General features: G+C 74.8%; 11 protein-coding genes. 7 read left to right on the plus strand and 4 right to left on the minus strand.

The window, feature by feature from the left end:
• The coding region (locus tag O2W18_RS18870) for a hypothetical protein (RefSeq protein WP_442929151.1) at positions 1-254 on the plus strand (254 nt) is incomplete at its 5' end.
• On the plus strand, positions 251-1,273 hold the full coding sequence (locus O2W18_RS18875; protein WP_269188977.1) for an ROK family glucokinase: 1,023 nt from the start codon (positions 251-253) through the stop codon (positions 1,271-1,273). The genes O2W18_RS18870 and O2W18_RS18875, both read left to right, overlap by 4 nt.
• A gap of 69 nt (positions 1,274-1,342) precedes the next feature.
• On the opposite strand, the gene O2W18_RS18880 is transcribed toward O2W18_RS18875, so the two are convergent.
• The 3 genes from O2W18_RS18880 to O2W18_RS18890 all read right to left on the minus strand — a co-directional run bounded on the left by O2W18_RS18880 (position 1,343) and on the right by O2W18_RS18890 (position 4,144).
• Complete coding sequence (locus O2W18_RS18880; protein WP_269188978.1) at positions 1,343-2,581, minus strand: ornithine cyclodeaminase; 1,239 nt, start codon at positions 2,579-2,581, stop codon at positions 1,343-1,345.
• 82 nt (positions 2,582-2,663) lie between these two features.
• Positions 2,664-3,356, minus strand: coding sequence for a hypothetical protein (locus O2W18_RS18885; protein ID WP_269188979.1), 693 nt, complete (start codon positions 3,354-3,356; stop codon positions 2,664-2,666).
• A complete protein-coding gene (locus O2W18_RS18890; protein ID WP_269188980.1) occupies positions 3,353-4,144 on the minus strand; it encodes an alpha/beta hydrolase in 792 nt (263 codons plus the stop codon). The genes O2W18_RS18885 and O2W18_RS18890 overlap by 4 nt, the downstream gene beginning before the upstream one ends.
• A gap of 95 nt (positions 4,145-4,239) precedes the next feature.
• Here O2W18_RS18890 and O2W18_RS18895 point away from each other — a divergent pair, with 95 nt between their 5' ends.
• From O2W18_RS18895 to O2W18_RS18915, 5 genes are all read left to right on the plus strand, one after another.
• Positions 4,240-5,022 (plus strand): lysophospholipid acyltransferase family protein, encoded by a 783-nt coding sequence (locus tag O2W18_RS18895; protein WP_269188981.1) that lies wholly within the window; start codon positions 4,240-4,242, stop codon positions 5,020-5,022.
• A gap of 159 nt (positions 5,023-5,181) precedes the next feature.
• A complete protein-coding gene (locus O2W18_RS18900; RefSeq protein ID WP_269188982.1) occupies positions 5,182-6,471 on the plus strand; it encodes a cation:proton antiporter domain-containing protein in 1,290 nt (429 codons plus the stop codon).
• 35 nt (positions 6,472-6,506) lie between these two features.
• Positions 6,507-7,013, plus strand: a complete 507-nt coding sequence (locus tag O2W18_RS18905) for a polyadenylate-specific 3'-exoribonuclease AS (RefSeq protein WP_269188983.1) — start codon at positions 6,507-6,509, stop codon at positions 7,011-7,013.
• Between the two features lie 27 nt (positions 7,014-7,040).
• Complete coding sequence (locus O2W18_RS18910) at positions 7,041-8,252, plus strand: PucR family transcriptional regulator (RefSeq protein WP_269188984.1); 1,212 nt, start codon at positions 7,041-7,043, stop codon at positions 8,250-8,252.
• A 144-nt stretch (positions 8,253-8,396) separates the two neighbouring features.
• The gene (locus tag O2W18_RS18915) at positions 8,397-9,044 is read left to right on the plus strand and encodes a hypothetical protein (RefSeq protein ID WP_269188985.1); all 648 of its coding nucleotides are present in this window, start codon (positions 8,397-8,399) and stop codon (positions 9,042-9,044) included.
• A 39-nt stretch (positions 9,045-9,083) separates the two neighbouring features.
• Here the strand turns inward: O2W18_RS18915 and O2W18_RS18920 are convergent, their stop codons facing one another.
• On the minus strand, positions 9,084-11,201 hold the full coding sequence (locus O2W18_RS18920; RefSeq protein WP_269188986.1) for a methyl-accepting chemotaxis protein: 2,118 nt from the start codon (positions 11,199-11,201) through the stop codon (positions 9,084-9,086).
• Positions 11,202-11,224 lie beyond the last annotated feature (23 nt).

Raw genomic sequence — 11,224 nt, forward strand, 5'->3', positions numbered from 1 at the left:
AGAACTGCGCCCAAGCGGCCCAGCAGAACTGCGCCCAAGCGGCCCAGCAGAACTGCGCCCAAGCGGCCCAGCAGAACTGCGCCCAAGCGGCCCAGCAGAACCGTGCCCACGCGGCCCACCAGTACCCGGACGGCAGCGCTGCCGCGCCCGAGGCCCCTGCCCCCGACGTCCGCGCCGCGGACGCACCAGCCCCTCCCGAGGAGACCGTGACCCACCCGGCCCCCGCCCCTGTCCAGCGGATCGACGTCGCATGACCGTCCCCGACCTGCAGGGCCACGGCCCGACCACGACCGGCCGGGCCGCCCAGTTGCCCGCACTGGGCATCGACATCGGCGGCACCAAGGTCGCCGGCGGTGTCGTCGCCCCCGACGGCACGATCCTGGACACCGCCCGCCGGGCCACCCCCGGGAAGTCGGTGACCGCCACCGAGGACGCGATCACGGCGGTGGTCGACGAGCTCGCGCAGCGGCACGGCGACCCACTGGTCGGCGTGGGCGTCGGCGCCGCCGGCTGGTTCGACCGCACCGGGGACACCGTGCTGTTCAGCCCGCACCTGGCCTGGCGCAACCAGGCGCTGCGCAAGGACCTCGCCGACCGGCTGCAGCGCCCGCTCTGGGTGGGCAACGACGCCGACGCGGCGGCCTGGGCCGAGTACCGCTACGGCGCGGCCCGCGGCAGCAGCCTGATGCTGATGATCACCCTGGGCACCGGGATCGGCGGCGGCATCGTCGTCGACGGCCGGCTGCAGCGGGGCTCGCACGGCGTGGCCGGCGAGTGGGGCCACATGCGCGTGGTGCCCGACGGCCGGCTGTGCGCCTGCGGCAACCGCGGGTGCTGGGAGCAGTACGCCAGCGGGAACGCGCTGGGCCACACCGCGCGGGAGGTGGCCGACAACTCCCCGGCGGCCGCGGCCGACCTGCTCGACCGGGTGGACGGCAACGCCGCGCGGATCACCGGTGAGGTGGTGGCGCAGGCCGCGGCCGACGGCGACCCGCTGGCGATCGAGCTGCTGTGCGAGGTCGGCACCTGGCTGGGGCAGGGGATCGCCGACCTCTCGGCGATCCTCGACCCGGACGTGGTGGTGATCGGCGGCGGGGTGAGCGTGCTGGGCGAGACGGTGCTGGCGCCGGCCCGGGAGCGCCTGGAGCGGGCCCTGCCCGGTCGCGGGTTCCGGCCGGGGCCGCGGGTGGTGGCCGCCGAGCTGGGCGCGCAGGCCGGGATGGTCGGCGCCGCCGACCTGGTCCGCCGCGCCGTGGCCGACGGCGAGGAGTAGCAGCAGGTCCGACGGCGGGGAGCAGCAGCCAGGGCCGGCAGCGGGGCCGGCGGCCCCGCTGCCGGGTGCTCACTCGGGGGCGAGCTCGCGGGCCAGCTGCTCCAGGAACAGGCCGATGTCGGTGACGATGCCCATCGCCTGGGCGCTGCCCCGGTCGGCCAGCTTGGTCACCGTCGCCGGGTTGATGTCCACGCACACCAGCGGCACCGACGCCGGGAGGATGTTCCCGGTGGCGATCGAGTGCAGCATCGTGGCGACCATGATCGCGAAGCCGACGTCCGGCAGCTCGGCGCGCATCGCCCGCTGACCGTCGATGACGTCGGTGATGACGTCGGGCAGCGGGCCGTCGTCGCGCACCGACCCGACCAGCACGAACGGCTTCCCCGCCTGCACCATCGCGTGCATGACCCCGCCGGTGAGGACGCCGGTCTCCACCGCCGCGGCGATCGACCCGGCTGCCCGGATGGTGTTGATCGCCCGGATGTGGTGCTCGTGGCCGTGCGGCACGCCGGAGCCCTTGGCCAGGTCGACCCCGAGCGAGGTGCCGAAGAGCGAGGACTCGATGTCGTGGGTCGCGAGCGCGTTCCCGGCGAAGAGCACGTCGACGTAGCCGGCCTGCACCAGCCGGACCATCGCGGGCGCGGCACCGGTGTGGACCACCGCCGGGCCGCCGACCCACAGCACCCGCTTCCCGGCGGCCTTGACCTCCCGCATCCGCTCGGCGATCTGGCGGACCAGGAGCGCCTGGGGCTTCTCGCTGGAGACCGAGGAGGACATGAAGCCGAAGTCGTCCTCGTCGCCGCGGGGGGCCTGCGGCGGCAGCTCCACCCGCACGCCGTGGGCGCCGCAGACCACGGCGTCCCCGGCCCGGACGTCGCTGACCGGAACGGTCCGCACGACCGGTCCGTCGGTCACGACCAGACCGCAGTCCATCTCCGGCCGCTGTACCCGCAGCCAGTCCCGGTCCAGCCGGACCAGGGTCTCCAGGTTGGTGGTCGAGTAGAAGTCCTCCGGGAAGACGCCGTCGGAGGGGGCGGGCCGGGTCGTCGCCGTCCCGGGGTCGACGGCGTTGGCCCCGTGCACCTGCACCCGCATCAGGATCCGGTCCAGCAGCTCGGGCTCGCTCGCGCTGACCTCGACCAGCGCCCGGGACTCGTCCTGGTGCTGGCGGCCCAGGTCCAGGCGGTCGATCCGGTAGTCACCGCCGTACTCGAGGACGTCGTCGAGCACCCGGGCGAGGATCCCGGTGTCCATCAGGTGACCGGTCAGGGTGACGACGGCGGAGTGCGTCGAGGAGGGGGAGCTCATCCCCGTGACGCTATCGGCTCGAGCGGCCGGGGAGCGCCGTCCGCCGTGGGCTCGCGAGGCGTGGGGCCAGCGGGGTCCCTCGTCAGACGACGGCGCCGTCGTCCCCGTCACGGTCGTCGCGGTCGCGCATCCGGGACACGAGCACCCCGACGCCGCCGACCACCGCGGCCACCCCGAGCACGAGGCCCAGGTCCAGCGACAGGCCGACCCGGGTCGGGGCGACGAGGAGCACGGCGCCGAGGACGATCAGCAGCAGCGCGTACAGCGAGGCCGGCGCGAGGACCGGCAGCGGTGGGGGCGGGGGCGGCTCGTAGTGGTCGTCGAAGGCCTCCAGCACCGACCGCTCGGCCGGCGGCGGGGGCGGGTCGTCGCGTGGTTCGGCGGCCACGACGTTGCGGCCGTGCTCGGCCTCGAACGCGGCGACGATCCGGGCGAACTCGGCGTCCTCGTCGGTGGCCCGTTCCGACCGGGCCGGCATCGGTCGGGGCGCGGCCGGCTCGTCGGTGTGCGGGTCGACGACGGCGGCGGCCTCGGTGCGCCGGGCGCGGTCGACGAACAACCGGTCCGAGGGCGGGCTGGGGAAGGAGACGCTGCGGGTGTAGGGCTGCACGTCGGTGGCCGGCTCGAGGTAGGCGGCGATCCCCGCCGCGGCCAGCAGGTCGAGCAGGTGCTCACCCACCCGCGGGTCGACGTCGCGCAGCGGGTGCCACAGCGTGGCGTCCAACCCGTTGTCCCGGCGGCCCCGGCCGCGGCCCGGACCGCGGGGCAGGGTCACGAGCTGCGCTCCCGGGCGGCGGGCACGCGCTCCCGGATCCACTCCACCGACCGGGTGAAGAGCATCGTCGCGTCGTTGTCCAGGGTCGCCACGTGCCAGCTGTCGTGCAGCAGCACCTCGGTGGTGTCGGTGCTGCCGACGCCGGCCAGCAGCACCCGGGTGGAGGCGGGTTCCACGACGTGGTCGGTGACGCTGCGGAACACCAGCAGCGGAGCCCGCACGGCGCCCAGGTCGGCGCGGACGGCGGTCCACAGCCGGCGGAGTGCCAGCGCGGCCCGGGTGGGCAGCCGCGGGTAGGCCAGCTCCACCGACCCCGGCTTCTTGATGTCGCCGGCGACCGGCGCCCAGGCCGGGGTGAGCCGGGCCAGCAGCGGCAGCAGCCGGGCGTCGCGTCGTTCGGTGAGCAGGGAGGGGTTGACCAGCACCAGGGCGGCGACGTCGTCCGGACGCCGCTGGGCCAGCCGCAGCGCCAGGGCACCGCCCATCGACAGGCCGGCCACCACCACCGAGCCGCAACGGGCACGCAGGTCGTCCAGCGCCGCGGACAGCTCCTGGTACCAGTCCTCCTCGGTGCTGGCGTTGGCGTCCTGCCAGCGGGTGCCGTGGCCGGGCAGCAGCGGGCAACGCACGGTGAAGCCGGCGGCCGCCAGGTGCTCGCCCCACAGGCGCAGGCTCTGCGGCGTGCTGGTGAACCCGTGGCACAGCAGGACCCCGACCGGTCCGCCCGGCAGGTCGAACGGGTCGGCGCCGGGCATGAGCGGCCCGGCCTGCGGTGCGACCTGCGGCATCGGTCCTCCGGGGCGGTGAGTGGCCGTGCGGCGGCGGCTGGGATTGTGGCGGTGTTGTGCGCCTCCTTAGTCTGACAGTCGCTGAGGGAGGCGCGTTGTTCTACTGGTTCCTCAAGTTCGTGGCCGTCGGGCCGATCGTCAAGCTCGTGTTCCGGCCGCGCGTCGAAGGCGTCGAGCACGTGCCGGCGACCGGTGCGGCGATCATCGCCAGCAACCACCTGTCCGCGGCGGACTGGATCTTCATGCCGCTGTCGCTGCACCGGCGGGTCACCTTCCTGGCCAAGGCCGAGTACTTCACCGGCACCGGGCCCAAGGGGGCCGCGCAGCGGCTGTTCTTCGGCGGCAGCGGCCAGGTGCCGATCGACCGGACCAACGCCTCCGCGGCCGAGGACGCGATCCGCACCGGCATCCGCATCCTCAGCCGGGGCAAGCTGCTCGGGATCTACCCGGAGGGCACCCGGTCGCCCGACGGCCGGCTGTTCCGGGGGAAGACCGGCATCGCCCGGATGACCCTGGAGACCGGTGCGCCCGTGATCCCGGTCGCGATGGTCTACGAGCCGCGCTCGGTGCCCCTGCCGGGCAGCCTGGGCCGCCGGCTCAGCAAGCACCTGCTGCGGGTCGTCGTGCGGTTCGGGGAGCCGCTGGACTTCTCCCGCTACGACGGTCTCTCCGGCGACCGCTTCGTCGAGCGGTCGATCACCGACGAGATCATGTACGAGATCATGGAGCTCTCCGGCCAGGAGTACGTCGACCTCTACGGCGCCAAGGTGAAGAAGTCGATGGACACCACCGGCATCACCGCCACCGAGGCCGTGTCCCGGCTGCAGCCCCCGCCGCACGAGGCCGCCGACCGGCTGCCGAGCTCGCTCGCCGGCTGAGCACCGCACCAGGGCATCAGCCGCGGGAAGCCGACCGGGCCAGCGCGTTCGCTGGACACGGCCGGTGGTGTCGCCGGACGCCGACCCGGGAAGAGCAAGCCGATGTGCTCCTGCCCTGACGCCCCGGCGCTGCGGCGCCCGGCCGCCCGCTGACCGGGGATGGACCCCACCGGCCTGGCCTACGCCGTCGCCGGGGCAGCGGCCCTGCTGACCGCCCTGCTGCCCCGACTGCTCCGCCGGCTGCCGGTCTCGCTGCCGATGGTGGTCGTGGCCATCGGGGTCGTCGTCTTCGCCGCCGTCGACCGGCTGCCCACCCCGGACCCGCTGGAGCACGAGCTGGTCGCCGTCCACCTCACCGAGGCGTGCGTGATCGTCTCGTTGCTGGGCGCCGGGCTGGCGCTGGACCGGCGCCTGGGATGGCGGCGCTGGTCGACCACCTGGCGACTGCTCGGCATCACCATGCCGCTGACCGTCATGGCCACGGCGCTGCTCGGCGGCTGGCTGCTCGGGCTGGGGGCGGCCGCTGCGGTGCTGCTGGCCGCTGCGCTGGCCCCCACCGACCCGGTGCTCGCCACCGAGGTCCAGGTGGACGAGCCGACCGGTGAGACGGAGAGCGAGGACGAAGCGCGCTTCGCGCTGACGTCGGAAGCCGGCCTCAACGACGGGCTGGCCTTCCCGTTCACCTACGCCGCGGTCGCCATGGCCACCCTGGGTGCTGCGCCGTCGAACTGGCTGGGGCAGTGGCTCCTGGTCGACCTCGTCTGGCGGATCGCCGCCGGTGTCGCCGTGGGCGTCGGGGTGGGCTGGGCTCTGCGTGCGATGTTCTTCTCGGCCGGGCGGAGGCGAGCCGGGCTCGTCGAACGGGCCGAGGGGTTCGTCGCGCTCGCCATCGTCTTCCTCGCCTACGGCATCGCCGAGCTCATCGAGGGCTACGGCTTCGTCGCCGTCTTCGTCTGCGCCTGCACGATCCGGGCCGCGGAACGGGCGCACGGCCACCACCAGGTGCTGCACACCTACGTCGAGCAGCTGGAACGCCTGCTGACCGTCGTCGTCCTCGTCCTGCTGGGCGGCGCAGTGGCCCGGGGGGCGCTGGCCGGCCTGAGCGGAGCCGAGGTGGGGCTGGCCGTGGTCCTGGTGCTCGTCGTCCGGCCACTGGCGGGCTGGCTGGGGCTGCTGCGCGGACGCACCGGTCCGCGTGAGCGCAGCGCCATCTCCTTCTTCGGGGTCCGCGGCATCGGGTCGCTCTACTACCTCGCCTACGGCCTGAGCCAGGCCGAGTTCGCCGGCGCCGAGCAGCTGTGGCGGGTGACGGTCCTCGTCGTCCTGGTGTCGGTGACCGTGCACGGGATGGCCGCCACGCCGGTCATGACCTGGCTGGATCGCCGCCGGCAGCGCGCTGCCGCGGCGGTGCGCGGGGACGAGGCCGCGGCCCCGGTCACCCCGGTCTGAGTCGACGCCGGTGGGCCGGCGCCTACGGTGTGCCGGTGAGCGTGCGGCGGTACTTCTACGACACCGAGTTCATCGAGGACGGCACCACGATCGACCTGGTGTCGATCGGCGTGGTCGACGAGACCGGCCGGGAGTTCTACGCCGTCAGCACCGAGTTCGACCCGGACCGGGCGATCCCGTGGGTGCGCCGCAACGTGCTGGACCAGCTGCCGTCCCCGGCGGACAAGGCGTGGCGCAGCCGGGAGCGGATCCGGGAGGACCTGCTGTCCTTCCTCACCGCCCCCGGTGAGGAGATCGAGCTGTGGGCCTGGTTCGCCGCCTACGACCACGTCGCGCTGGCCCAGCTGTGGGGTGCGATGCCGGCGTTGCCGCGACCGATCCCGCGGTTCACCCGCGAGCTGCGCCAGCGCTGGGACGACGCCGGCCGGCCCACGCTGCCTCCCAAGCCGACCGGCACCCACGACGCGCTGGTGGACGCCCGGTACAACCTGACCCGTTGGCAGGTGATCGAGGCGGCCGGAGGTCGCGCGGCGGCCCGCTGACCTGCTCGGGGCGCGACACTGGTCCGGGTGGAGGCAGCAGCGACGCCGGACGAGGCGCTGGCCCGGATCGCCCGCGCGGCCGCCGGCGAGCACGGTGCGCCGGTGGGGCTGCTGGACGGCTACCTGCCGGCGGTCCTGGCCGTGGCGCGGACCGGTCGCCGGCTCAGCGCCGCCGAGGAGGACTCCTGCTGCCGGCTGGGTGGGGAGGGGGCCCGGGCCGGGGTGCCGTTGCCGGCGCTGGTCGACCTCTACATGACGGCGTCCCGGCGGCTGTGGCCCGAGCTTCCCGCGCTGCTGGGGCAGGTGCGGTCGCGGCCGGTGCGGCCGACGGAGCTGGTCGGCATCGGCGAGGCCGTCTGGCGCGCTGCGGACACCGCGCTGGCCGCCCTGGCCAGCGGCTACCTCGACGCCCAGCACGAGGTGGTGCGCCGGGAGGAGGCCTACCGGCGCGAGTTCGTCGACGACCTGTTCAGCGGCGGGTCCGAGGTCGGGTCACTGGTCGAACGGGCCGAGCCGTTCGGCCTCTCGCTCACCGCGACCCACGTGGTCCTCGTGGCCGCGACCGACCGACCGATCGACTCGGGCATGCACGTGGCCGGTGCGGTCGAGGCGGCGGTCCGGGCCCGCGCCGCGGGGCGGGGCCTGCTCGTCGCCGCGAAGGACGGGCGGCTGGTGTGCATGCTGTCCTCGCCGTCCGACGACGGCAGCGCGGCCGAGGCGATCGACCCACCGGAGCTGACCGAGGTGGTCGGCCGGGCTGTCGCGCGGCTGACCCACCGGTCCTCGTGGCGGGTGGGGGTCGGGCGTCCGCACGCCGGGCCACGCGGGGTGTTGCACTCCTACCGGGAGGCACTCGACGCGCTGGACCTGGCGGCCCGGCTGGACCTGCCGCAGCCCGTCGTCCACGCGCGCGACCTGCTGGTCTACCGGGTGCTGCTGCGCGACGAGGCGGCCATGGCCGACCTGGTGCAGACCGTGCTCGGCCCGCTGGTCGGCGCCCGCGGCGGGGCGGAGCCCCTGGTGCGCACGCTGGCTGCCTACTTCGCCACCGGCGGGAACACCGCGGCCACGGCCCGGGACCTGCACCTGAGCGTGCGGGCGGTGAGCTACCGGATCGAACGGGTGCACACGCTCACCGGACACGACGCCAGCGACCCGGCCGACCACCTGCCGCTGCTGGTGGCCGTGACCGGGGCGCGGATGCTCGGCTGGCCCGGGCGCCGGCTGGTCGCCGACTGAGGGCCCTGGCGGTCCCTGGTTGCCGGGAACCGGCAACCAGGGACCGCGGGACGGTGCCCGGTCCAGCCGGTGCGACCCCCGGGCGGACGGGCCATCGTCAGCAGGCGGCGGGGCCGGCCTCGCCCGTGGCCCGAGGAGGCTGCCGTGTCCACGCACCCCGGAGACAGCGACGCCACCTGGACCCGGGTCGCCCGGGTGCTGCGACTGCTGCTGGCCGTCCTGTACGTGGGGATCGCCCTGCCCGGGGCTGTGGTGACCCCCGTCCCGCGGATGCTGCTGCTGGCGCCACTGGTCGGCGCCTTCGCCGCCGTCGTCGCCGGCCTGGTCAACCCGGGCTTCCCGGTGCAGCCGCGCGCCCGGCGGGCCGTGGTGGGGGCCTTCGCCGCTGCGGCTCTCACCGTGCCCTTCTCCGGCGGTGTCGCGCTGCTGGGGCCGTCGGGCGCATGGCTGGTGATCGCGATGATCCTGCTGGCCGCGACCGTGGCCGGGATGTGGATCGCCGACTGGGACTCCGCGCCGCTCTCGGTGTCGGACCCGCGGCGGGTGGCGGCGTTGCGCGACTTCGTCGGCGTGCTGCCCACGGAGGCGCTCATCCGGGAGTGGCGGGCCACGGGCCCACCGCTGCAGGCGACGACGGACCCGCAGGAGCGGGCCGCTCTCGTGCGGGTCCGTGGTCTCGTCCTGGACGAGCTCCTCCGCCGCGACCCGGCCGCCATGGCGCAGTGGCTGGAGGACGGCGGACCGGCCGACCCCGGGCCGCACCTGCGCCGGGAGCGGGGCCCGGCGGGCTGAGGGCCGCCGGCGGCCGATCACCGCCGGCGGCCCTCAGGCTCAGACCGTGAAGACGTTGATCAGTCGGTTCAGCTCCCCGGAGAGCTCGTCCAGCTCCCGGGCAGCGGTGCGGGCGGAGTCGACGTCGGCGGCCGTGCGGTCGGCGTCGGTGGTGACGTCGTTCATCGTGTCGGTCACCGAGCTGGCCCCGTCGGCCACCGAGTTGACGCTGCGGGACAGCTCGTTGGTGACCGCCGTCTGCTCCTCCACCGCGCTGGCGATGGTGGTCTGGTGGTCGTTCATCTCCCGGATGACCGCGACGATCTGACTGATCGAACCGACCGCGGCGGTGGTGTCGGCCTGGATCGACTGCACCCGCTTGTGGATCTCCTCGCTGGCCCGCGAGGACTCCTGGGCCAGCTCCTTGACCTCGGTGGCGACGACGGCGAAGCCCTTGCCGGCCTCACCCGCGCGGGCCGCCTCGATCGTCGCGTTGAGCGCCAGCAGGTTGGTCTGCTCGGCGACCGCCGAGATGACCTTGACCACGTCGCTGATCTCCCGCGAGCTGGTGCCCAGCGCCGCGATCGCCGTCTCGGTGCTGGCGGCCAGCTCGACCGCACCCTGACCGACATGGCTGGCGTCGCTGGCGCTGCGGGCGATCTCCCGGATCGCCGAGCCCATCTGCTCGGCACCGGCGGCCGCCGAGGTGACCCCGGAGCTGATGTCCGAGGCCGCCTGGTGGGCGTGCCGGGCCTGGTCCCGGCTGCGGCTGGCCCGCTCGCTCAGCCCGTCGGCCACCCGGGCCACGCCGGAGGCGGAGACCGCGAGCGACCCGGCGGCGGTGCCGATGTCGCGGATGGTGCCGGCCACCTTGTCGACGAACCGGTTGAAGGCGCCGGCGAGCTCGCCGACCTCGTCCTGGGCCGAGTCGTCGACCCGCTGGGTCAGGTCGCCCTCGCCGTCGGCGATCTCGGCCATCCGCTGCCGCAGTGCGTCCAGCGGCGCGGTCAGCCGCCGGCCCAGCCACCAGGCGAGCGCCAGGCCGGCGAGACCGACCAGCACGGCGGAGACCACCAGCGCGTCGAACATGGCGGAACGGCCCTCGTCGAGCCGGTCGACGGCGGCGGCGAAGTCGCTGTCCTGCGCGTCGACCACCAGCACCCAGTCCCAGGGCGCGTAGTAGCTGACCTGCACCGTGTGCGAGCCGGTCTCGGGGTCGCGGTACCGGACCGTCGCCTGCTCACCCGGCTCCAGCCCGACGGCGGCCGCCACCAGCTCCTGGATCCAGGGCTTGCCGTCGGCGTCCTGCGCCTCCAGCAGGGAGGTGCCCTCGGCCTGCCCGTCCTTGCTGATCAGGACGGTGCCGGCCCGGTCCCCGGTGCCACCGAGGGCCCAGACCGTGCCGTTCTCACCGGCAGCGGTGGTCTGCAGGCTCTCCCGCAGGGCGGGCAGGTTCTCCTGCTTCACGCCCACGTAGAGCATGCCGACGACCTGACCGGCCTCGTCGAGCAGCGGCTCGTAGGCGGTGACGTACCAGGAGTCGACGACGAACGCCGTCCCGCGGTAGGTCTGTCCGCTGAGCACGGCCGAGACGACGGGGTTGGGCGCCCCGCCCGCGCCGACCGCGGGGATGTAGGTGCCGATCGCCCGGGCGCCGGTGGCGCTGACCACGTTCGTCGCGACGCGGAGCATGTCCCCAGCCGGGTTCATCCGCTGGAAGACCGTCGCGGTGCCGCCGACCAGCTCCTGCACCTGGTCCACGACCGGGGTGGGCGCCGCGACGTCGGCGTTCTTGCCCAGCCACGTCCCGCCGACCTGGACGCGGGGAAGCGCGACCGGGACGACCTGACCCGTCACCTGGTTCTTCGCGTCCCAGGCGACGGTGTTGCGGGTGGCAGAACCGAGCCCGAACCCGCCGGCCTGCTCGAGCACGTAGCCGGCGACCTCCAGGTCGTTGTCGACGGCCGCGGCGACCGAGTCGCCCTGGCTGGAGACGACGTCGTACACGCCGTCGGCGGTCTGCTCGATGCTGTGCTGCACCATCTCGCGGACGTCGGCCTTGGCGTCGTCGGCGAACTCGCCGCTCTGCCAGGCGCTCACCCCGAGCATGGCCGCCGCTGTCACGGTGACGCTGGCCACAGCCAGCGCCACCACCTTCGTCCTGATGCCCCTGCGCACGTGTGCTCCCTGGCCCGCTTCCC

The organism is Modestobacter sp. VKM Ac-2983 (assembly GCF_026967885.1).
Classification (GTDB): domain Bacteria; phylum Actinomycetota; class Actinomycetes; order Mycobacteriales; family Geodermatophilaceae; genus Modestobacter.

Bases quoted from the DNA above. Each gene is read 5' to 3' on its own strand.
- O2W18_RS18875 (WP_269188977.1), top strand. From the start codon at position 251: ATGACCGTCCCCGACCTGCAGGGCCACGGCCCGACCACGACCGGCCGG.
- O2W18_RS18880 (WP_269188978.1), bottom strand. From the start codon at position 2,581: ATGAGCTCCCCCTCCTCGACGCACTCCGCCGTCGTCACCCTGACCGGT.
- O2W18_RS18890 (WP_269188980.1), bottom strand. From the start codon at position 4,144: ATGCCGCAGGTCGCACCGCAGGCCGGGCCGCTCATGCCCGGCGCCGAC.
- O2W18_RS18900 (WP_269188982.1), top strand. From the start codon at position 5,182: ATGGACCCCACCGGCCTGGCCTACGCCGTCGCCGGGGCAGCGGCCCTG.